Annotated in this window: 15 protein-coding genes; 5 read left to right on the top strand and 10 right to left on the bottom strand. The window is 72.0% G+C overall.

Translation table 11 applies throughout. From position 1 onward, the window contains the following. Positions 1-66 precede the first annotated feature (66 nt). Positions 67-1,467 (top strand): MGMT family protein, encoded by a 1,401-nt coding sequence (locus AMK24_RS14150; RefSeq protein WP_073768640.1) that lies wholly within the window; start codon positions 67-69, stop codon positions 1,465-1,467. 39 nt (positions 1,468-1,506) lie between these two features. Here AMK24_RS14150 and metG read toward each other — a convergent pair whose 3' ends face one another. Both metG and AMK24_RS32655 read right to left on the bottom strand, forming a co-directional pair. Continuing rightward, the gene (gene metG / locus AMK24_RS14145) at positions 1,507-3,228 is read right to left on the bottom strand and encodes a methionine--tRNA ligase (RefSeq protein WP_073768639.1); all 1,722 of its coding nucleotides are present in this window, start codon (positions 3,226-3,228) and stop codon (positions 1,507-1,509) included. A 152-nt stretch (positions 3,229-3,380) separates the two neighbouring features. After that, complete coding sequence (locus AMK24_RS32655) at positions 3,381-6,137, bottom strand: NACHT domain-containing protein (protein WP_079190512.1); 2,757 nt, start codon at positions 6,135-6,137, stop codon at positions 3,381-3,383. A gap of 703 nt (positions 6,138-6,840) precedes the next feature. Between AMK24_RS32655 and AMK24_RS14135 the strand changes: the two genes are divergently transcribed. Next, complete coding sequence (locus AMK24_RS14135) at positions 6,841-7,647, top strand: SGNH/GDSL hydrolase family protein (protein ID WP_073768638.1); 807 nt, start codon at positions 6,841-6,843, stop codon at positions 7,645-7,647. 53 nt (positions 7,648-7,700) lie between these two features. On the opposite strand, the gene AMK24_RS14130 is transcribed toward AMK24_RS14135, so the two are convergent. Further along, positions 7,701-8,117 (bottom strand): nuclear transport factor 2 family protein, encoded by a 417-nt coding sequence (locus AMK24_RS14130; RefSeq protein ID WP_242435165.1) that lies wholly within the window; start codon positions 8,115-8,117, stop codon positions 7,701-7,703. 154 nt (positions 8,118-8,271) lie between these two features. After that, positions 8,272-9,114, bottom strand: coding sequence for a class I SAM-dependent methyltransferase (locus AMK24_RS14125; protein WP_073768637.1), 843 nt, complete (start codon positions 9,112-9,114; stop codon positions 8,272-8,274). A 134-nt stretch (positions 9,115-9,248) separates the two neighbouring features. Here AMK24_RS14125 and AMK24_RS14120 point away from each other — a divergent pair, with 134 nt between their 5' ends. Together AMK24_RS14120 and AMK24_RS14115 are read left to right on the top strand one after the other, a co-directional pair. Then, on the top strand, positions 9,249-11,165 hold the full coding sequence (locus AMK24_RS14120; RefSeq protein ID WP_242435147.1) for a S9 family peptidase: 1,917 nt from the start codon (positions 9,249-9,251) through the stop codon (positions 11,163-11,165). Positions 11,166-11,260: 95 nt separating this feature from the next. Further along, positions 11,261-12,316, top strand: coding sequence for an SURF1 family protein (locus AMK24_RS14115; protein WP_242435146.1), 1,056 nt, complete (start codon positions 11,261-11,263; stop codon positions 12,314-12,316). Between the two features lie 485 nt (positions 12,317-12,801). On the opposite strand, the gene AMK24_RS14110 is transcribed toward AMK24_RS14115, so the two are convergent. The 6 genes from AMK24_RS14110 to AMK24_RS14085 form a co-directional block, all read right to left on the bottom strand. Continuing rightward, positions 12,802-14,307, bottom strand: a complete 1,506-nt coding sequence (locus tag AMK24_RS14110; protein ID WP_443333908.1) for a hypothetical protein — start codon at positions 14,305-14,307, stop codon at positions 12,802-12,804. Positions 14,308-14,522: 215 nt separating this feature from the next. Continuing rightward, a complete protein-coding gene (locus AMK24_RS14105) occupies positions 14,523-15,098 on the bottom strand; it encodes a SigE family RNA polymerase sigma factor (protein WP_073768926.1) in 576 nt (191 codons plus the stop codon). Positions 15,099-15,457: 359 nt separating this feature from the next. Then, entirely contained in the window at positions 15,458-16,543 is a 1,086-nt protein-coding gene (locus tag AMK24_RS14100; RefSeq protein WP_073768633.1) for an aspartate-semialdehyde dehydrogenase, read from the bottom strand. Beyond that, the gene (locus tag AMK24_RS14095) at positions 16,540-17,811 is read right to left on the bottom strand and encodes an aspartate kinase (protein ID WP_073768631.1); all 1,272 of its coding nucleotides are present in this window, start codon (positions 17,809-17,811) and stop codon (positions 16,540-16,542) included. Before AMK24_RS14095 ends, AMK24_RS14100 begins: the two co-directional genes overlap by 4 nt. Before the next feature lie 292 nt (positions 17,812-18,103). Continuing rightward, positions 18,104-19,198 (bottom strand): hypothetical protein, encoded by a 1,095-nt coding sequence (locus AMK24_RS14090; protein ID WP_242435145.1) that lies wholly within the window; start codon positions 19,196-19,198, stop codon positions 18,104-18,106. A gap of 412 nt (positions 19,199-19,610) precedes the next feature. Beyond that, positions 19,611-20,150 (bottom strand): SgcJ/EcaC family oxidoreductase, encoded by a 540-nt coding sequence (locus AMK24_RS14085; protein WP_073768627.1) that lies wholly within the window; start codon positions 20,148-20,150, stop codon positions 19,611-19,613. 280 nt (positions 20,151-20,430) lie between these two features. Between AMK24_RS14085 and AMK24_RS14080 the strand changes: the two genes are divergently transcribed. Then, positions 20,431-21,273 carry an SDR family oxidoreductase gene (locus AMK24_RS14080; RefSeq protein ID WP_073768625.1) on the top strand — a complete coding sequence of 281 codons (843 nt, stop codon included), beginning with the start codon at positions 20,431-20,433 and terminating at the stop codon, positions 21,271-21,273. Positions 21,274-21,308: the final 35 nt, after the last annotated feature.

Raw genomic sequence — 21,308 nt, 5'->3', positions numbered from 1 at the left:
ATCGGGGCCTCCGCCCACGTACGCTCTGGGCGTCCGGCGACCGCGCCGGGCGTACGAGGGGGCGTCGTGGATCATCTCTTCTCCGTCGACGGCCGGGAGGCCGTGCCGATACCGCGCACCGGACTCGCCGCCGAGGGCTTGTTGGAGCGGCAGCACCTCCAGGAATGGGTGATCGCCCATCCCCAGGTGCTCGGGGAGTCGGTGCTCGTGGTCACCGCGGAGTACGACCGGTGGGCCGACACCGACGGGGTGCCGGCCCGGGACCGGCTGGACGTGCTCGGGCTGGACGCGACCGGGCGGCTCGTCGTGGTCGAGCTGAAGCGGGGGACGGCCGACCGGGACGTGCACCTCCAGGCGATCACCTACGCCGCCCTGGTGTCCCGCTTCGACCTCGACACCCTGGCCCAGGCGCACCGCGGCTTCCTGTCGGGCCGGGGGCAGGCCCTCGGCATCGACGGGTGCAGGCAACGGCTGCTCGACCACGTGGACGGGGAGTGGAGCCCGGAACTGCTCCAGCGGCCCAGGCAGGTGATCATCGCCGCCGACTTCCCCAAGCAGGTCACGCACTCCGTGGTCTGGCTGTCGGAGATGGGCATCGACATCGACCTCGTCCAGGTCGGCCTGTGGCGGGTGGAGGGGAACCTCGTCGCCGGGTTCACCAAGGTCTATCCGACACCGGAGGTCGAGGAGTTCACTCTCGCCCCGGCCCGGGTCGAAGGCGAGGCGGCGGTCAAGAAGCTGCAGGATCGCTCGCATTCACGCAAAGCCGTCCATGTGCTCGTCGGTGCGGGCCTGCTGCCCGACGGGACCAGGCTGCTGATGACACCGCGCCACGGCGTGCCGGACGCCATCCGCGCCCAGATCCGCTCATGGGTGGAGCAGGACACCGCCCGATCCACCGCCATCTGGACCAACGACACCGCCCGGCCACTGGTCTGGGACGCTGACGGAGCCTCCTACTCCCCTACCGGGCTGGCCAACCACATCTTCACGAGCGTGACCGGCCGCAGGGTGGACGGCATCCAGGGAACGACGTGGTGGGAGGTGGACACCGCCCAGGTACCCGCCGGCATCGACCCGGAAGCATGGACCACGCTGGCAGGCTCCGACCTCACCGCTCTGGCCAAACAGATCAGCGGCGCCCGCAAGGACTGGACCGGCCTGCACACTCTGCTGAGCGGAGTCCCGACCGGGCGGTGGACCACCTACGGGGACCTGGCGGCGGCGGTCGGGAGCCATGCCGTCCCCATAGGCCGGCACCTCAGTACCTGTGGCCGATGTCCCCACCCCTGGCGTGTCCTCACGGCCGCGGGGAAGGTCAGCTCCGGCTTCCGGTGGCCCGACCCGTTGCGCACGGACAGCGCCCTGTCCGTCCTGGTCGGGGAAGGCGTGCGGTTCGACGGGGACACCGCCGATCCGAGCGGGCGCCTGCGCGAGGACGAGCTCCGGAAACTCCTCGACGGCTGAGGGCCCAGGGGACCTCAGCCCGTCGTGACCGGCCCTGCCTCAGGCTCCCGCGCCCCCGAAGCGCTCCCGGTAGGTCTCCAGGTCCTCATCCGTGATCTTCGCGAAGAGGACCGGCGGGACGGTGAACGGGGTGCCGGCGGGGACGGCGTCCAGGGACTTGGCCTCGTCGGCCGTCACCCAGGTCGCGGAGTCGGCGGGCAGGGCGAAGGCGCCCCGCATCGCGGCAGCCGAGGCCGGGATGAACGGTTCGGAGACGATCGCGTACAGGTGGATCAGGTTCATCGCCGTGCGCAGGGTCAGGGCCGCGCCGTCCGGGTCGGTCTTGATCTCCAGCCAGGGGGCCTTCTCCTCCAGGTAGGAGTTGCCCGCCGACCACAGGGCCCGCAGTGCCGCGGCCGCCTTGCGGTACTGGAGGGCGTCCATGTGCTCCTCGTACTCGGCCAGCAGGCGGGCGGTCTCCTCGCCGAGTCGCGTCTCCGCCTCGCCTGCCGCGCTGCCTGCGGGGACCTCGTCGCCGAAGCGCTTGCGGGAGAAGGACAGGACGCGGTTGACGAAGTTGCCGAGGGTGTCGGCCAGGTCCTTGTTGACCGTGGCGGCGAAGTGCTCCCAGGTGAAGGAGGAGTCGTCGGACTCGGGGGCGTTGGCGACCAGGAAGTAGCGCCAGTAGTCGGCGGGGAGCGTGTCCAGGGCGGCGTCGGTGAAGATGCCCCGCTGCTGGGAGGTGGAGAACTTGCCGCCGTAGTACGTCAGCCAGTTGAAGCCCTTGACGACGTCGACCTTCTTCCACGGTTCGCGCACGCCCAGCTCGGTGGCGGGGAACATCACCGTGTGGAACGGGACGTTGTCCTTCGCCATGAACTGCGTGTAGCGGACCGTGTCGTCGGCCTCGTACCACCACGACTTCCAGTCCCGGGTCTCCCCGCCCGGGGCGGCGTCCGCCCACTCCTTCGTCGCGCCGATGTACTCGATCGGGGCGTCGAACCAGACGTAGAAGACCTTGCCCTCGGCCGCCAGCTCTGGCCAGGTGTCCGCCGGGACCGGAACGCCCCAGTCCAGGTCGCGGGTGATCGCCCGGTCGAGCAGGCCCTCGGTCAGCCACTTGCGGGCGATGGAGGAGGACAGCTGCGGCCAGTCCCCCTCGTGCCGGGCCACCCACGCCTCGACCTCGTGCTGGAGCTTCGACTGGAGCAGGAAGAGGTGCTTCGTCTCACGGATCTCCAGCTCCGTGGAGCCGCTGATCGCCGAGCGCGGGTCCAGCAGGTCGGTCGGGTCGAGGACGCGGGTGCAGTTCTCGCACTGGTCGCCGCGCGCCTTGTCGTAACCGCAGTGGGGACAGGTGCCCTCGACGTACCGGTCGGGGAGGAAACGGCCGTCGACCGGCGAATAGACCTGGCGGATCGCACGCTCCTCGATGAAGCCGTTCTCCTTCAGCTGCCGCGCGAAGTGCTGGGTGATCTCGACGTTCTGCTGCGAGGAGCTGCGGCCGAAGTAGTCGAAGGCCAGCTGGAAACCGTCGTACACAGCCTTCTGCGCGTCGTGAGCCTGCGCGCAGAACTCCGCCACGGACACGTCGGCCGCCTTGGCCGCCAGCTCGGCGGGCGTGCCGTGCTCGTCGGTCGCGCAGATGTAGAGGACGTCGTGACCGCGCTGGCGGAGGTACCGGGAGTACACGTCCGCCGGAAGCATCGACCCCACCATGTTGCCCAGGTGCTTGATCCCGTTGATGTAGGGAAGCGCGCTGGTTACCAGGTGTCGAGCCATCCTCGGATGCTCCATTCGTACGTGTGCGGCGCCGGCGGCCGTGTCGTGGCGGGTCCGGCCGGTGTGTGCAGTCGGCGGCTGCCGTGCGCGGGCGCGCGCAACTGCGGAACGCGGCCATCGTAGGGCGCCTCCCCGCCGTGACGGCGAGCCGTTTATCCCCGGCCGTCCGCGGGTCGGGCGGTCGTACCGGCCCGGCTCTCCATGCGCACCACTCTCATGGACGAGGGCAGGGAGTCGACGCCGGAGACCGTCACCCCCCTGGGCACGTGGATCCTGCGCAGCGGCAGTACGGGGGCCATCGGCGCCACGTCCAGGTGGGGCAGCGGGGTCTCGACGGTCAGGGTGCGCAGCTGCGGCAGTTCGCGCAGCCACCGCCACGAGACGCCGATGTCCGCGGTCAGCCAGAGGTCGGTGATCCGCCTCCTGCGGCAGCCGTTGAGGAAGTCGACGGCCGTGAAGTCGCCGACGATCTTGATGCTGGCCCGTCCTCCGTAGCTGCTGAGCGCGTGCAGTTCGGCCAGGTTGGAGACCGGAAAGTAGAGGTCGTCCTCGTCGAGGTGGGCGATGACCTCCTCGCCGTAGACGTCGGTGTCGAAGCGGCTCCAGGCCCGGACGAGTTCGTGGCGCACCCGGAGGTCGTAGTGGCCGCGGTAGCGGGCGAGGACGTCGATGGCCGCGTCGGTCGCGATGCGGGTCGCGGCGAACACGGTGAGGTGGGCCTCGTCGGCAGCCTCCTCCACCGCCTCGTCCGCCGCCCTCTCCTCGTCCGACCGGTCGTCGACGGCCGCCTCCTCGATCCGGTGCTTCTTCTCCCACCACTCCTTGCCCGGCGGCTCGTCCGGCGGATGCGGGAGCAGGTCCAGTACCACCGGGCCGACCTCGACCAGTGCTCGGGCCTGGTCCGGGGTACGGGGCGGGATCAGGGCGCCCGCGTACTGCTGCACTTCCGCACGGACCTCGGGGTCGAGTTCCGTGGCGTGTTCGAGGCAGGCGGCCGCGAGGAGGTGCAGACGGTTCATCCCGTGCGGCGTGACGTCGGTCCGCCGGACGAGGCCGGTCAGGATCCGGGTGCGCTCGGTCGGGCGGGAGTGGGCGACGGCCATTCTGATGACGTCCTCCCACTGGTCCAGGTGCGCGTTGGCGATGAGGAAGTCGAAGTCGAGTCCCTCGACGGCGGCCTTGGCGCCGAGGTAGTCCTGGAAGGTCCGGTGGATGAAGTCCATCGAGTGGACGCTCGGTTCCCGCAGCAGGCCGCTGCGGATGAGGAGGTGCCGGTAGATCTCCTCCGCCGTGCCCTGCTCCGCCACCTTCGGCATGGTGGGCAGGGTCTGGGCGAGGAGGCCCACCGCGTCGGCGCGGTCCATCTCGGAGCGGCCGTTGCGGATCATCCAGTAGGCCAGCTTCTGGATCAGCTGGATGTGGTGCGCCTCGCCGATGCGGATCGAGCCCGGTTTGTAGACGCCGCGTTCACGGTCGCGCCGGAAGAGCAGCATCGAGAGCGCCGCGTCGTAGATCTCCTTGCGGCCCTCGGGGAGGTAGCCGCGGCGGTCCTGGTGCAGTGCGCAGATCAGGCCGCACATCAGCGGGTTGGTGGCGAGCCGGCCGAGGTCCTGCTTGGACCGTACGGCGCGTAACAGTTCGCGGGCGTACTGGTCGCTGATCCCGGCCGCCGTGTGCCAGCGGTTCACGAAATCGGCGATGTCGTCCCTGCTCATCGGTGCGAGGTCCGCTTCGGCGAAGTCGTCCCCGCTCAGCCAGTTCTCCTGGACGGCGGAGGGCCGCGAGGTGACGAGCCAGCGGTTCTCCGGATAGGTGCTGATCAGTTCCTGGAGCCAGCGGCGGGCGTCGTTGCGGTCGTCCTCCGGGATCTCGTCGATGCCGTCGATGAGGATGAGGCCGCGGCCGGCCCTCAGTACCCGGTCGAACCAGCCCACCGGTTGCAGTGCGGCGATCGGGCAGTCCACCGCCGACAGGAACTCGTCGGGGGCCGGCAGCCGGGCGCCGCCCCTGGTGAGCGTGCGCAGGGGCAGGACGAACGGCACCAGCCCGTAGAGGTCCAGCTGTTCCCGCCGCGTGGTGGAGACCGCCAGCCACTGCACGAGCGTCGTCTTGCCGGAGCCGGCCACACCGCGCAGCAGGACCCGGTCCCGCGCGGTCAGCACCTGGTCGGCGGGGAGCCGGGTGGGGGTGGCTCCGGTGGCATCGCCCACCGCGTCGAGACTGAGGTAGGCGACATCCAGCCGCCAGTTCTCCGGCCCCTGGGACAGGTCGAGGCCGAAGATGCTCAACTTGCCGTGCTTGTCCGTGATGTAGCGCGCGTACCGCTCCTCGAAAGGCCCGTCCGCGGGGGACGGTTCCCGGGTGATGAGCGAGTCGATCTTGCGCGTGAGGTCCTCGATGCTCCGGCTCTGCTCCACCAGGGTGCGCGGCACGAACGCCGAGCGCTGGGTGAAGAAGTTCAGGATGTGCAGACACGCGGTGTTCAGCACGTTCGCATGCAGCTCGACGGCGTCGGCCGACAGCCCCAGCACGGCCGCCCGGCTCATCGACCTCAGCCGCCGGGCCAGGTCCATGTGACCGAGTTTCACGGCCTGTACGTCATCCATGTCGAGGGTGCCCATGGCCCGCAGCGACGAGGCGACGGCGTTGGTGACGGCTCGGACCTCGAAGCTGGGCAGCCGCTCCTCGGTGCCGGTCGACTGGACGGCGCGCTCGACCAGTTCCTCGGCTATCCGGTGCAGCGCGCTGTCGGAGAGCGTCCGCTGCTCTCCACGGAAGGACACGAGCCGGGAGACCCGGACCGGCTTGTCGACCAGTTCCGCCCCCGGCCCCGGGTTCAGGAACAGCTTCTTGATGAGGGGGGTCACGACGCTGGACGCGAGGCGCGCCCCGATAACCGCGGGTTCCATCTGCTCTCCGAGTGGTGGCGCGCGGCGCCCTCGGCCGCCCCGGCCGTCAGGATATGACGATCCGGTGATCAGCGATCACCCTCCGTGGGAAGTCACGTGCGGAGATACGGAGACGGCCAGGCGTCAGGGGCCTCCCGCGGGCGGTCCCCCGCCCCCGCGGTCCCGGGCACGCCCCGACGTCCGCCCACGCGGCGCCGGGCACGCCCCCGGCGTCCGCCCACGCGACGGCCCCGGTTTCGACGGCCGGGCTCGACGGCCCTCACCCCCGTGCGGCCGGGCACGCTCCCGGGCGCCCGCTCACCTCGGCGGCCTCGGACGGGGCAGGGGGTCCGGGCGTCCCCGCGCCTCGCAGCCCCCGTGCCCGGACAGTCCGCCCCGGTGTGCCGCGAGTTGACCCGTAAGGATGAATCCCCTGCTCCTCCCGGGCCCGGGCCCGTCCCTCCCGGGTCGGGAAACGCCGCCCTCCGGCCTCGCCGAGACGCACGGAATTTCCCCCAACTCCCCTGCAAGAAAACGCAGTTGAGAGTTTATCTACGCGCGGAGCATAATTCACCGAACGATCATTCGGGCATATCAGACGACTTCTCGCAGGGGCATTACCCGCTGGTACCGCCAGCTGCTAGAAACTGCATCGCTCCCCCGACCTCCGTTTCTCCTCACGGCTCACCCCCTCATCCCCCCACACCTCGAAGGGCCTGCAGCCATGTCAGTAAGCAGAATCCGGGCTTCCCTCATCACGTTCGCCCTCGCCGCCGCGGCCGCCCTCGGGGCCGCGGGCCCGGCCGTCGCGAACGACTCGGCCGCCGCGGGCGGCTATGTCGCCCTCGGCGACTCCTACTCCTCGGGAGTCGGCGCCGGAAACTACCTGGCGGACAGCGGCGACTGCCGGCGCAGCACCAACGCCTACCCCTATCTGTGGCAGGCGGCGAACTCCCCCGCCTCCTTCGACTTCGTCGCCTGCTCGGGAGCGACGACCTCGTCCGTGGCGAGCGGCCAGCTCGGCGTGCTCGACGCGTCCACGACGTTGGTGAGCGTCACCGCCGGAGGCAACGACGTCGGATTCGCCGGCGTCATGCAGGACTGCGTCCTCGGCAGCGAGGCCACCTGCATCACCAGCGTGAACAACGCCGTGTCGCAGATGAACGGTTCCCTCCCCGGCAGCCTCGACGCGCTCTACGACGGCATCCGGGCCCGGGCCCCTCAGGCCCAGGTCGTGGTCCTCGGCTACCCCCGCTTCTACCAGCTCTCCGGCCGCTGCGTCGCCGGGCTGACCGAGGGCGAACGCAGGGCGATCAACAACGCGTCGGACGTGCTGAACGGCGTCATCGCCAAGCGGTCCGCCGACGCCGGGTTCACCTTCTCCAGCGTGGTGGACGAGTTCACCGGGCACGAACTGTGCTCGGGCGACGCCTGGCTGCACAGCGTCGCCATTCCGGTCCAGAACTCGTACCACCCCAAGGCGGCGGGGCAGTCGGGCGGTTACCTGCCCGCCTTCCGCTCGGCGGTGTAGGACCGACCGCACGTGGAGAGGCGGCGCGCCGGGCGACCGGTGGGCCGCCTCTCTCAGTGCCGCTCGACCAGGTGTTCGCGGCCGGCCGGCGGCTCGTACGACTCGGGCCAGAAGTCCGTCACCCCGGTGATCAGCCCGTCCTCGTCGAACGTGAAGAAGTGGATGGCGTCCAACTCCTGGGGCGGCCCGCCCTCCTGTCCTCCCGTCACGGTGAACCCGGTGCGGGCGGCGGCCTGCCGGCCCTCCGCGTCGGCGACGATCCGCTCGACCCGGACGTGCCAGTCGCCCGGATACTCCCGGTTGAACCGCACGTACCGCTCCCTGCCGCTGATCCGCTCCCGGGTCTGCGGCAGTTCGTACACCACCTCCTCGGCCAGGGTCGCCCCGAACGCGTCCCAGTCGCGGGCCTCGGCCGCCGTCCAGTACGTCTCCACCGCCTCGCGCAGGGCCGCCGTCGCCGGCCCCGGCATCGCGCCGGGGACGACTCCCGCCGTCGTGCCGGAAGCCGTCGCGGGCAGGGCTCCGCCCGCCGATCCACCTGTCATGTCGGTCATGAGGACGAGTGTGGCCCCCGCCACTGACAACCGGCCGGGGCAGGCCCGGGCGGCGGATCGTCCTCAGCCGTCAGTCCTGGTGCTCCACCGGGCGCGATGCCTTGACCGAGTACATCAGCGGGATGCGCGGGCGCCCCGCCGGGTAGCGGTAGTGGCCGTCCGGATGGCGTTCCAGCGCCTCGAACCGCTGGAAGAGCGAGGAGTCGTGCTCGTGGAGGAACTCGATCCGCAGCCCGGCCGAGGCCAGCGCCGTCACCACCCGGCCCACCGGGTGCTGCCACTCGACGCTGCGGTTGTGCACCGTCGGCGCGTCGAGGTCGGCGTACGTGCCCGGCGTCTCGTCCACCCAGGCGTCCCGGCTGAAGTAGTCGTCGGTGACCACCGAACCGGTCTCGGCGTCCATCGAGTCGGTCAGCGGGTGGAACTCCACGACGTAGAGGAACCCGCCGGGGGCGACCAGAGAGGCGGCGGTCTCGGCCCAGCGCTGGACGTCGGGCAGCCAGTTGAGCGCGCCGAGGCCCGTGTAGACGATGTCGTACGCGGAGTCGGGCGCGGCGGACGGCGCGTCGTACACGTCGGCCGCGACGAACGCCGCCCGGTCCGGCCCCAGGCCCAACTCCTCCGCGAGGCCCCGGGCGGTCTCGACGGCGGGCTCGGAGAAGTCGAGGCCCACCACCTGCCTCGCGCCGTGCCGCGCCCAGGACAGGGTGTCCACGCCTATATGGCACTGGAGGTGCAGCAGCGTCCTGCCCGTGACGTCGCCGACCTCGGCCAGCTCGAAGTCGCGCAGCGCGTCCCGGCCCGCCCGGAACGCGTCCAGGTCGTAGAAGTCGCTCGCCACGTGGATCGGCACACGCTCGTCCCAGCGCGCACGGTTGGCGTCGCGCCAGTCGTCAGGAGTCGGGGAGTACATGAGCCGAAAGCTACCCACAGGCCCGACGGGAGGCGACTGGTTATCCACAGCCTGCGGAATATCAGCCGACCTGTGGAGGAGTGGACGAAGAGGTTATCCACAGGGCGCCCCGCCGGGGTGGCCGATCGGGTTGGATGGAGGGCATGAGCGAAACACAGAACGCCTCGACCACGCCGGAGTGGGAGCAGCGGTTCCGCGCGCCCCGGGTGTCCCTGCCCGACTGGGCCGAGGACGCGCCTGACCGCTCTCTCTTCGTGTCGAACGCCACCGGGACCTACGAGCTGTACGCGTGGGACCGGGCGAGCGGGCGGCAGCGCCAGGTGACCGACCGGCCCAACGGGACCACCGACGGGGTGCTGACGCCGGACGGGGAAGCGATCTGGTGGTTCAGCGACACCGACGGCGACGAGTTCGGCGTGTGGATGCGCCAGCCGTTCGACGGCGGGGAGGACGAACCGGCCGTGCCGGGCCTCGCCCCTTCCTACCCGGCGGGCCTGGCCCTCGGACGCGACGGTTCGGCGGTGATCGGGCGATCCACGGACGAGGACGGCACGACGGTCCACCTGGTGCGCGAGCCGGGCGGCGAACCGGTGGAGATCTACCGGCACCGGGAATCCGCCGGGGTCGGGGACCTCTCCCACGACGGCACCCTGATCGCGCTGGAGCACACCGAGCACGGTGACGCGATGCACTCCGCGCTGCGGGTGGTGCGGCCGGACGGCTCCACGGTGGCCGAGCTGGACGACACCGAGGGCGGCACCAAGGAGCTGGGGCTCTCCGTGCTGGGCTTCGCCCCGGTGGCCGGGGACACCCGGCTCCTCGTCGGGCACCAGCGCCGGGGCCGCTGGGAGCCGATGATCTGGGACCCGGTCGCGGGCACGGAGACCGCGCTGCCGGTCGACCTGCCGGGCGATGTGGGGGCCGAGTGGTATCCGGACGGCTCCGCGCTGCTCATCGAGCACGAATTCGAGGCCCGCAGCGAGCTGTGGCGGTACGAGCCGGGGGCCGCGGGGCCCGTGCGCGTGGAGACGCCCGCTGGCACGGTGTCGAGCGCCACGGCCCGTCCCGACGGCACGGTGGAGTACCTGTGGTCCTCGGCCGCCCAGCCGCCCGTGGTGCGGTCCACGAGCGGCGCCGTGGTCCTGGACCCGCCCGGCGCGAAGGCCCCGCCGTCCGTGCCCGTCGAGGACGTGTGGGTGGACGGGCCGGGCGGCCGCATCCACGCCCTCGTGCAGCGGCCCGCGACCGGGGAGGGCCCCTTCCCCACGGTCTTCGAGGTCCACGGAGGGCCGACCTGGCACGACAGCGACGCCTTCGCCTCCGGGCCGGCCGCCTGGCTGGACCACGGCTTCGCGGTCGTCCGGGTCAACTACCGGGGTTCCACCGGGTACGGCCGGGCCTGGACGGACGCGTTGAAGCACCGGGTCGGCCTGATCGAGCTGGAGGACATCGCGGCCGTGCGGGAGTGGTCGACGGCGTCCGGGCTCGCGGACCCGGAGCGGCTGGTGCTGGCGGGCGGCTCCTGGGGCGGCTACCTCACCCTGCTCGGGCTCGGCACCCAGCCCGACGCCTGGGCGCTGGGGCTGGCCGCGGTGCCGGTCGCGGACTACGTCACGGCGTACCACGACGAGATGGAGGCGCTGAAGGCGATGGACCGCACCCTGCTGGGCGGCACGCCGGAGGAGGTCCCCGAGCGCTTCGAGGCGTCGTCCCCGCTGACGTACGTCGACGCGGTGCGCGCCCCGGTCTACATCTCGGCGGGCGTCAACGATCCGCGCTGCCCCATCCGTCAGGTGGAGAACTACGTGGACCGGCTGGCGGCGCGCGGCGCGGTCCACGAGGTCTACCGGTACGACGCCGGGCACGGCTCGCTGGTGGTGGAGGAGCGGATCAAGCAGGTGCGGCTGGAGCTGGAGTTCGCCCTGAAACACCTGGGGGGGAGGCGCGGTGACCGGTGCGGCGGGGTGATCCTCGACCGGGCGGGCCGGGCGCCCGGGGGCCCCGCCCGGTGGGTGGGCGGTGCTCTCGTGCGCCGGGGCCGGGGGCGGTGAGCGGAGGCTCCCTCGGGCCTCGGGCGGGCGTAAGAGGCGGATAAAGGGCGGACCCCGCTCCGGGAGCACGGGGCGGGGAACCGTACCTTTGAGGGGTGTACCGGTTCCTGCTGACCCCGCGATGGTGGGGGATCAACCTCTTCGTCGTGCTGGCCATCCCGTTCTGCGTGTTCATGGGCACCTGGCAGCTCGGCCGCTTCGAGGACCGCGTGCAGTCGCACGAGCAGGCGGAGAAGCAGCCCGACCCCGGCACCCGGGCCGCGAAACCCCTGGACGAGCTGCTGCCCGTCGACAAGGTGACGTCCGGCCGGCCGGCCGTCGCCACCGGCACGTACGCCGACCAGTTCCTGGTGCCCGGCCGGGAACTCGACGACCGGCAGGGCTTCTACGTCCTGAACATGCTGCGTACGGACAGCGGCAAGGCCCTGCCGGTGGTACGGGGTTGGCTGCCCGGCTCCGCGGGCGACGCCCGGGTGCCCGCCGCGCCCAAGGGCGAGGTCACGGTGACCGGGGACCTCCAGGCCTCCGAGAACGCCCGCAGCAACGGCGTCGACGTCCGGGGCGGGCTTCCCCGGGGCCAGCTCGGCATGATCAGTGCCGCGACTCTGGTGAACCTCGTCCCGTACGACGTCTACGACGCCTGGGTGACCCTCACCGAGCCCGAGGCGGGCGGCACGGGTGGAGCGATGAAGCCGGTGCCTGCGGCGGCCCCGGAGGGCAGCGGCCTCGATCTGAAGGCTTTCCAGAACCTGGGGTACACGGGCGAGTGGTTCGTCTTCGCCGGGTTCGTGCTCTTCATGTGGTTCCGGCTGGTGCGGAGGGAGGCCGAGGCTTCGCGGGACGTCGCCCTCGGCCTTGTCCCGGAGGGCTCGGCAGACCCGGGCACACCGGCCTCGGCCGGCCCGGACGCCTCGACCGGCCCGGACGCCTCTCATGAGCTGGAGGCCTCTCATGGGCTGGAAGAACCGGAGGGCTCAGAAGGCCCGGAGGGCTCGGGTGCCTCGCGAGCCCCGGAAGGCTCGGAGGGCTCAGAAGGCGCGGGGGTCTCGCGAACCTCGGACGGCAGGGCGGTCTCTCATGTGTCGCAGACCCCGCACAACACACCGGTCCCGGAGAGCGCGGAAGCCGCTTCGAGCCGCACAGGGCGCTGACGGCTGCCCCTGGCCTGGACAGGACGAGGGCGGGACGAGGCGGGGCGGGGCGGGGCGCTGAACCGGACCACCGGTCCCGGGAGGCGAACCCCAGCCAGGGGCCGGACCCCTGCGAGCCCGAGAGCCGAACCCACCGGGCCGGGAGGCGCCCCGCTGGGCCGGGAGCCGAACCATCGGGCCCGGGAGCCAAACCCCCTGGGGCCGGGGCCGAACCAGCCGGGCCGGGGAGCAGGACCATTGCGGCCGGGAGCCGAACCATCGGGCCCGGGAGTCAAACCCCCCGGGGCCGGGGCCGAACCAGCCGGGCCGGGGAGCAGGACCATTGCGGCCGGGAGCCGAACCGACCGGACCGGGAGCCGGACTCCCTGGGTCCGGGGCCGAACCAGCCGGGCCGGGGGCCGGGCTCCCTGGGCCCAGGGCCGAGCCGGGGCTCGGGCCGGGGAGTGGGGTTACCGGGGTCAGCGCGGGGCGCTGAACGGGTCCGGCTACGACGTGGCGAGGGCGCCGGTCCGGTAGATCGTGCCCGAGCAGGCGTTGGGGATCGTGGTCTCCGCCGTGGGCGCCCCCGCCTCCGGGGTGTGGGTCACGGCGATGCTGCCCTCCGCCGTACCGCCGTCCTCGGTCAGGGACTGAGCCGTGTCGCCGGACTGGTCGGTACCCTCGCCGGCCGATCCCCCCGTGCCGTCCGTCGACGGGATCGGGCTCGGGGTGGGGACCGTGGTGGGACACGTGTCGGTGGGTACCCAGGCGAACCGCACTTCGTACGCCATGGCCGGCTTCAGCAGCACCGTGCCCGGTTCCTGCGAAGGGTCGGGCAGGCCGGGGGCCGCGTCGCCCGCCGCGTGCTGGACCACTCCGATCTTGAGCGGGTCCGCCGCACCGAGGGCGGTGAAGCCCACCGTGCCATTGCCGCTGACGGTGCAGTCCTTGCCGGACACGTTGGCGATCTTGAACCTGCCGTAGACCGTGCCGTCCGCCGCGGGGGCGTCCGTGCCGGCGGACGCCACGCCGAGCTGGCCCGGTTCGCAGACGGGCAGCGCCGCGATGTCCCCGGGGACCGGGGCGGGCTTCTGGCCCGTCGCCGTGGCGTCGGGATCCCTGCCCTCGCCCCTGGTGGGGCTGGGGTCCGGGTCGGCCTCGTCGGCACCGCCCTCGCTCCGGCCGTCGGTGGGTTCCACGGTCCGCCGGCCGGGCTCCTCGGGTCCGCTCTCGCCGCCGTTGCCGCCCTGGGCCTGTTCACCGTGTCCGGCGATAGCGGGACGGGCGGTGGACGCGCCGTCCGAGGTCGCGACGTGGACGAAGGCGGGGACGGCGGTACCGATCAGCAGCACCGCTGCGGCCGCCCCCACGACGGCCTGCCGCCGCCTGGCCCGCCGGGCGGGGACGGCGCGGTGGAGGTGGTCGAGGGTTCCGTCGGAGGGTGCGAGGTCCCGGACCGCACCGTGCAGCATGCGGCGCAGGGCGACCTCGTCCAGTTCCTCGGACGCCGTGGATCGCGGGTCGCCGCTCCGGCCGGTTGTCCGGTCGGCGGCGAAGAGGCTGGTCAGCGTGCCGAAAATGTCATCGCCGTCGCCACCGCCGTCCCCGTCGTCGCCGGGGGCCGCTCTGTCCTCGGCTCCGGGGGTCTCGGCTGCCGAGGGGCCGGTGGCCGCGACAGGGCCCGCGCCCCCGCCCCCGACCGTGGCTCCGCCCTCGACCGAGTCCGCGTCCTTACCCGAGTCCGTGACGGGGGTCTCGGCTGCCGAAGGGCCGGTGTCCGCGACAGGAGCCGTGCCCCCGTTCCGCCCGGCCGCGTCTTCCCGGGCGCTCCGCTCCCGTGCGTCCTCGGGCCGGGTCCGCCCCTCGGAGGCCTCGCCCGCCTCAGGGCCGTCGGCGTGCTCGCCCGCCTCAGGGCCGTCTGCGTGCTCGGCCGCCGCTGGTTCCCCGGGTTCCTCGGGGGCCTCTTCCTCGGGGGCCTCTTCCTCGGGGCCCGGCCCCTCGGGGCCTTCCACCGCGTCCCCGGCCCCGCGCGCGGGTGGTTCCGGTGTGCCGCCCGGCTCGGGCGACACGCTTCCCTCGTGCGGGTGGTCCGGATCGGTGTGCGGAGTCTTCTCCGGCCCGTGGTTCACAATTCCGTTTCCCGTCGGGTCGTTCTCGTGCCTGCGCTCGGAGCCCTCGCTGCCCCCGGAGCCCTCAGGGCCCTGTCCGCGACGCTGTTCCGGCCCGCTCATGCCTGGGCCTCCATCACCACGCGCAGGGCCGCTATGCCGCGGGAACCGTACGCCTTCACCGACCCCAGCGAGATGCCGAGCACCTCGGCGACCTGAGCCTCCGTCATGTCCGCGAAGTAACGCAGCACCAGCACCTCTCGCTGGCGCCGCTGGAGCCCCTTCATCGCCTTGATCAGCGCGTCCCGCTCCAGTTGGTCGTACGCGCCCTCCTCCGCGCTCGCCATGTCCGGCATCGGCTTGGAGAGCAGTTTCAGCCCGAGGATGCGCCGACGCAGGGCGGAGCGCGAGAGGTTGACGACGGTCTGGCGGAGGTACGCGAGGGTCTTCTCCGGTTCGCGCACCCGGCTGCGCGCGGAGTGCACGCGGATGAACGCCTCCTGCACCACGTCCTCGCACGAGGCGGTGTCGTCCAGCAGCAGGGCCGCGAGACCGAGCAGGGAGCGGTAGTGGGCGCGGTAGGTCTCGGTGAGATGGTCGACCGTGGTTCCAGCTGCCACCGACTCGTCAGCACCCCCGCGCTGCGAGGGCAACGACACGGGGCGCGCGGCGGGCATGGGCGCGATCACCGGCATGCCGCCGGGCGCGCGGGGCCGCCGGAGCGGACGCGCCGAAGCGCCCCGCAACGGGCCCACCACTGTGATGTCGAGAACCTCTGCCACGCCTGTTGGACACGCTGCCCCCCGTCAGGGTTGTACGCGGACCACGCCACGTTCGACGCTGTGCGAGATGCCCTCATACGTACCTGCTCTTCCCCAAATGCCCCGTCATCGCGCCCGGCCACGCACAAAGTGACCGCAGAGACGCAGCCCGGCCGAGGTTCGGTTGCAGAAGGCCGGGAGATCATCGTCGGATACGACAACGTCCCAGCTCAAGAGGTTCAGACCAGCGAATTGCTCATAGGGCGTTCACAGATCCTACAAAAGAAGTTCGATCATCTCCGGGGGAATTCGGCGGCGATCGATTCGGCGATCTGAGCCACGTTCAAAGCCGCACCTTTTCGGAGATTGTCCCCGCAAAGGAACATTTCCAGGGCATGCGGGTCGTCCATGGACCGCCGGACGCGGCCCACCCAGGTGGGGTCGGTGCCGACGACGTCGGACGGGGTGGGGAAGTCCCCGGACGCCGGGTTGTCGAACAACACCACGCCGGGGGCGGTCGCCAGGATCTCGTGCGCCTTGTCGACGGCCACCTCGTTCTCGAAGCGGGCGTGGACGGACATCGAGTGCGTGGCGACGACGGGGACGTACACACAGGTCGCGGTGGCCTTCAGGTCCGGCAGACCCAGCACCTTGCGGCACTCCTCGCGGAGGGAGACCTCTTCGGTGGACCAGCCGTCCCCGGCGTCCGTACCGGCCCAGGGCACCACGTTCAGGGCGACGGGCGCGGCGAACGGGCTCGGCGCGCCGCCGCCCGGGTCGCCCGTGACGTCCCCCAGGGCCCGGCGCACGTCTCCGGGCCTGGTGCCCAGCTCCGTACCGGCCACCAGCGCCAGCTGCTCGCGCAGGGCCGCGACGCCGTCCCGCCCCGCGCCGCTGACCGCCTGGTAGGAGGAGACGATCAGCTCGCGCAGCCCGAACTCGGCGTGCAGCGCGCCGACCGCGACGATCAGCGACAGCGTGGTGCAGTTCGGGGACGCGACGATGCCGCGCGGCCTCAGTCGCGCGGCATGGGGGTTGATCTCGGGAACGACGAGCGGCACGTCGCCGTCGAGCCGGAAGGCCGCCGAGTCGTCGACGACGACGGCGCCTTTGGCGGCGGCGATCGGGGCCCAGCGGGCGGACACCTCGTCCGGCACCAGGAAGAGCGCCACGTCGATGCCGTCGAACACGTCCTCGCTCAGCGCGAGGACCTCGCTCTCCTCACCGCGCACGGCCAGCTTGCGGCCGGCCGAGCGCGGTGAGGCGACGAGTCTGACCTCGCCCCAGACGTCCGCGTGCTGCGAGAGGATCCGGAGCATGACACCGCCGATCGCCCCGGTCGCGCCGACGACCGCGAGCGAAGGGCGGTGCCCGGTCATCGGCCGGTGCCTCCGTAGACGACCGCCTCGTCGGAGTCGCTGTCGAGCCCGAAGGCGGTGTGCACGGCGCGCACGGCCTCGTTGACGGCGTCGGCACGGGTGACCACCGAGATGCGGATCTCGGAGGTCGAGATCAGTTCGATGTTGACACCCGCGTCGGAGAGCGCTTCGAAGAAGCCGGCGGTGACGCCCGGGTTGGTCTTCATACCCGCGCCGACCAGGGAGATCTTGGCGATCTGGTCGTCGTAACGGAGCGAGTCGAAGCCGATGGCGCCCCTGGTCCGCTCCAGGGCGTCGATCGCCTTGCGGCCCTCGGCCTTCGGCAGGGTGAAGGAGATGTCCGTCAGGCCGGTCGTCGCGGCGGAGACGTTCTGCACCACCATGTCGATGTTGACCTCGGCGTTCGCGATGGCGCGGAAGATCGCGGCCGCCTCGCCCGGCTTGTCCGGGACGCCGACGACGGTGACCTTGGCCTCCGAGACGTCGTGGGCGACTCCGGAGATGATCGCGTGCTCCACCTTCTGGTCCCCTTGCGGCTCGTTGCTGACCCAGGTGCCGCGCAGTCCGGAGAAGGACGAGCGGACGTGGATCGGGATGTTGTAACGGCGTGCGTACTCGACGCAGCGGTGCAGCAGCACCTTGGAGCCGGACGCGGCCAGCTCCAGCATGTCCTCGAAGGAGATCCAGTCGATCTTCTTCGCCTTCTTCACGACCCGGGGGTCCGCGGTGAAGACGCCGTCGACGTCGGTGTAGATCTCGCAGACCTCGGCGTCCAGCGCGGCGGCCAGCGCGACGGCGGTCGTGTCCGATCCGCCGCGGCCGAGGGTGGTGATGTTCTTGCCCTCCTGGCTCACGCCCTGGAACCCGGCGACGATGGCGATGTTGCCCTCGTCGATCGAGGTCCGGATGCGGCCCGGAGTGACGTCGATGATGCGCGCTTTGTTGTGGACCGAGTCGGTGATGACACCGGCCTGGCTGCCCGTGAACGACTGGGCCTCGTGACCCAGGTTTTTGATCGCCATCGCCAGCAGGGCCATGGAGATCCGCTCACCCGCGGTCAGCAGCATGTCGAATTCCCGGCCGGTAGGCATCGGGGACACCTGCTCGGCGAGATCTATCAACTCGTCCGTCGTGTCGCCCATCGCGGACACCACGACAACCACCTGGTTGCCGTTCCTCTTGGCGTCGACGACTCGCTTGGCAACCCGCTTGATGCCCTCGGCATCGGCTACGGAGGAGCCTCCGTACTTCTGCACGACAAGGCCCACGTGCGCTCCTCGCTCAGTCATTACTGCGGTCGGCTCAGTTTAACGAGCAGCCCGGAATCGACCCGTCCATACCAGATGATGAGATGTCCCGCTCATCACCCGGTACGGCGTGTCGTCCCGAACCGCTCGTAGAGGGCTGTTGCCCACCCGGGCCACGCGCACTCCCTTTTGTGTCCCAGCCCACACGATCGGGGTCGGCCGGGCGAGTCGAAGCGGTCAGTCGGGGTACGCGGCGGGGTCGGGGAACTCCAGCCTCACCTGCTCGGGGGCCCGGCCGGCAGTTCACGCCCGCTCATCGGCGCGGCCTCGGGGCCGGGAGGACCGGGCGGACGGCGGCCGAGCGGAGTTCGGCCATGCGGGCGGCGACGTCGACCTCGGCGCGCGGCCGGGCCAGGAACGTGTCCGGTACGTCGCCGGTCAGGCCCAGCGCCTCGTCGCGGGCGATCGCCGCGCGGCAGTCGCCACAGACGCCGTGGTCCAGCGTGGTCGTCGTCTCGTCCTCGTCGCAGAACAGGCACACCATCACGACCGCGGTGATGCGCTCGCTCCGCGGGTCGTTCTCCGGTACGGGGGTGGGCGTCGGCGGCATCTTGGTCTCCAGTCGCTTGCGGAGGAAGTGCCCGGCGGAGTGCACGGGCGTCGGCAGGCCCGAGGTCAGGGCCCGGGTGATCTGTTCGCGGCCGGCGCCGCGCGCCAGCCACTCCCCGACCAGGTGTTCCAGCTCCACGCATTCGCCCTCGGACAGCTGGAGCCGGGGCTCCCGGCCGCCGAGCCCGGCGAGGAGGGCGTACGCCTCCGAGCGCGGGGCGCGCACGCCGGGCTCCGGCTCCGTGCCCGGTCCCGTTGCCGCCCCCGGGGCCGGTTCCGCGTTCGGCTCGGTGGTGGCGGGGACGGCAGGGGCGGCAGATGCGCCGGAGGGCGCGGGCACGGCGGCGGAAGCGGCGGTGCCGGGCACGGCGGCGGGGGCCGGTGGCTGCCCCGGCGCGTCCACGCCCCGGACGAACCGCACGTGGGCGGCCCACCAGTCGGCGTCGCGGGCGGTGCGGGAGAAGTACGTACGGGTCACCCAGCGCCTCTGGCCGTCGACCAGGACGAGGTGGACCCTGATGCGGCGCAGGTGCCCGCTCCGCGTCAGCCGGTCCAGCGTGCTGCGGCACGCCTGCTGGCCGTAGTCGGGCAGTTCCTCGGCCAGCACCTTGTAGCCGATCGCCGCGCCTTCGGGGAGCCGGTCGATGTACGCGGCGATGGCCGCCTCACGCGGCTCCAGGCCGGCGAAGTCGGCGGCGCGCGGCGGAGCCTGGCCGGGGGCGTCGCGTTTTCCGTACCCGGCTTTCGCCATGGGATGGGCGGGCGCGCGCAGGGCGGCACTAAGGTTGGCGGCAGCCATAGGGATCCAGCCTTTCTAGCAGGCGGTCTCTTACGGTCAGACCCCGGTTGGTGTTGGTAGCACCGCCGGGGTTGTCCGTTTTTACGGGTAGTGGGTTGCTGGTCGTGAACCTAGAGCGCGCCTACGCTCCGGCGCAACTCGGTCACTTGGCGTCACGCACGATCGAATTCGAGCAGGGCGGGGGCAGTTCGGAACTCGACGGGGAAAGGGAGGGTGGGTGGGTTGAACCCCACCACCCATTCCTACAGAAGGGGCTCGAAGCCCGAAGCCTGCGGCTCGGAGCACGCGGCTCGGAACTCGGGGCTCGGGGCTTGAGCTTCGGGCGGACCTGCGGGGATGAGCGCGCGTCAGGTCGCCGCCGCCCCCCTCCGCACGGCGTGCCGGGCCGCCCTCGCCCCCTCCGGACGGTGCGTCACCCCGCTGTCAGGGTCTGCGCGTCGAGCACCTGGGTGTTCTGCCCCGCCGCGATGCGCCAGACGCCGTCGTCCTTGGCCAGTACGTAGGTCGGGGTGCCGGGGACCGCCTCGGGGTGGTCGGCCATGAGCCCGGAGGGGTCCTCCTGACCGTGGAAGACCTCGTCCAGGAAACGGCCGTCGTCGCGGGAGACCGGGCGCTGCCGGATCTTGACCGCCGCGACGTCGGGGCGGATGAAGAGGATCAGGTCCACCGTGTACGTGGCCGTCACCGGGGAGTCCGCCTGCGGCGGCAGCACCGCGCGGGTGAACGCGCTGATCTCCGGCAGGCCGGTCAGCCTCTTCCCGTGGGCCGTGGTCCAGACGGCGTCCTCACGGAAACCGTCGAGGAAGTCGTCGGGCAGCGCGTTCTGCTGGGCGTGCTGCACCCGCGCGACGAACGCGACGACGGCGTCGACGTCCTCCTGCGGGGCCGGTACGCCGATGACCGCCGGGGGCGGAGTCGGAGCAGGGGTCGGGGCGGGGGTCGGGGTGCTCATGGGGAGACTCCTCGGGTGGTGCGGCCGTCTCGTCGGCCGTTCACCGGCACCGTGCCCCCTCAAGCAGGGTTGAGGTCAAGCGCCCCCGTTCTCGGCCCAACGCGCTTGATATCAAGGCTGGTTGAGGTTCTAGCGTTCCCCTCGTCGAACCAACGCCGACCGGGACGGTCGGGCAGTCCGGGACGGTCGGGCAGTCCGGGACGGTCGGGCAGACCCGGCAGGCCTGGCGGACCTGGCAGACCTGACAGGCCGGACAGACCGGACAGAGGAGTGCTCAACGATGATCGTGGTGACCGGTGCGACCGGGAACGTCGGCCGCGAGCTGGTACGGCAGCTGCACGCGGAGGGCCACGGGCCCGACGTGCGGGTGCTCAGCCGTGACGCGGCACGGGCCGAGGCGGTGACGCCCCACGGGGTGGAGGTGGTGGAAGGCGATCTCGGGAGGCCCGGTTCGCTGAAATCCGCGCTGGGAGGGGGACGTTCGCTGTTCCTCGTCGCGGGCTTCGGCGATGACGCCGGGGTCCTGGACGCCGCCCGGGACGCGGGCGTGGAGCATGTGGTGCTGGTCTCCTCCATCACCGTCGTGACCCATCCGCACCTCGGACCGGCCCGAACCCATCGCGCCGTCGAGCACCGCCTGCGGGAGAGCGGGATGGCGTGGACCGTCCTGCGGCCCACCCAGTTCGCCTCCAACACCCTCTGGTGGGCGGAGTCCGTACGCGAGGAGTCCGCGGTCCGCGTGCCCTACCCGGACACCGGGCTGCCGGCCGTCCACCCCGCCGATATCGCCTCGGTGGCCCGCGCGGCCCTGACCGGGCCGGACCACCGGGGGCGGACATATCCGCTCACCGGCCCGGAGCCGATCACTCCCCGGCAGCAGACTGGTGAGCTGGGGCGGGTGCTGGGACGGGAGGTGGCCTGCCTCGGGATCAGCCGGGAGGACGCCTACGGGCCGATGGCCGCGTCGATGGGGGCCGAGGCGGCGAACAGCCTCCTCGACCTGATGGGCGGCGACGTCAACGACGAGCTGCTGGCCGTCCACGACACCGTGGCCCGGGTCACCGGCTCGCCGGCCCGCACCTACCGCCGCTGGGCCGAGGAGAACGCCGACGCGTTCCGCTGACCGCCCACCCCCGCCCGTCCCGGGAGAGGCCGGGG

The sequence above is a fragment of the Streptomyces sp. CB02366 genome (genome assembly GCF_001905905.1).
In the GTDB taxonomy this organism is placed as follows: domain Bacteria; phylum Actinomycetota; class Actinomycetes; order Streptomycetales; family Streptomycetaceae; genus Streptomyces.
Note: the sequence above shows the minus strand (reverse complement) of the source record. Positions and strands in the feature narration are given on the sequence as shown.

Bases quoted from the DNA above. Each gene is read 5' to 3' on its own strand.
- AMK24_RS14120 (WP_242435147.1), top strand. From the start codon at position 9,249: ATGGAGGGCATGAGCGAAACACAGAACGCCTCGACCACGCCGGAGTGG.
- metG (WP_073768639.1), bottom strand. From the start codon at position 3,228: ATGGCTCGACACCTGGTAACCAGCGCGCTTCCCTACATCAACGGGATC.
- AMK24_RS14135 (WP_073768638.1), top strand. From the start codon at position 6,841: ATGTCAGTAAGCAGAATCCGGGCTTCCCTCATCACGTTCGCCCTCGCC.
- AMK24_RS14090 (WP_242435145.1), bottom strand. From the start codon at position 19,198: ATGGCTGCCGCCAACCTTAGTGCCGCCCTGCGCGCGCCCGCCCATCCC.
- AMK24_RS32655 (WP_079190512.1), bottom strand. From the start codon at position 6,137: ATGGAACCCGCGGTTATCGGGGCGCGCCTCGCGTCCAGCGTCGTGACC.
- AMK24_RS14080 (WP_073768625.1), top strand. From the start codon at position 20,431: ATGATCGTGGTGACCGGTGCGACCGGGAACGTCGGCCGCGAGCTGGTA.
- AMK24_RS14100 (WP_073768633.1), bottom strand. From the start codon at position 16,543: ATGACCGGGCACCGCCCTTCGCTCGCGGTCGTCGGCGCGACCGGGGCG.
- AMK24_RS14105 (WP_073768926.1), bottom strand. From the start codon at position 15,098: ATGCCGGTGATCGCGCCCATGCCCGCCGCGCGCCCCGTGTCGTTGCCC.
- AMK24_RS14125 (WP_073768637.1), bottom strand. From the start codon at position 9,114: ATGTACTCCCCGACTCCTGACGACTGGCGCGACGCCAACCGTGCGCGC.
- AMK24_RS14130 (WP_242435165.1), bottom strand. From the start codon at position 8,117: ATGCCGGGGCCGGCGACGGCGGCCCTGCGCGAGGCGGTGGAGACGTAC.
- AMK24_RS14085 (WP_073768627.1), bottom strand. From the start codon at position 20,150: ATGAGCACCCCGACCCCCGCCCCGACCCCTGCTCCGACTCCGCCCCCG.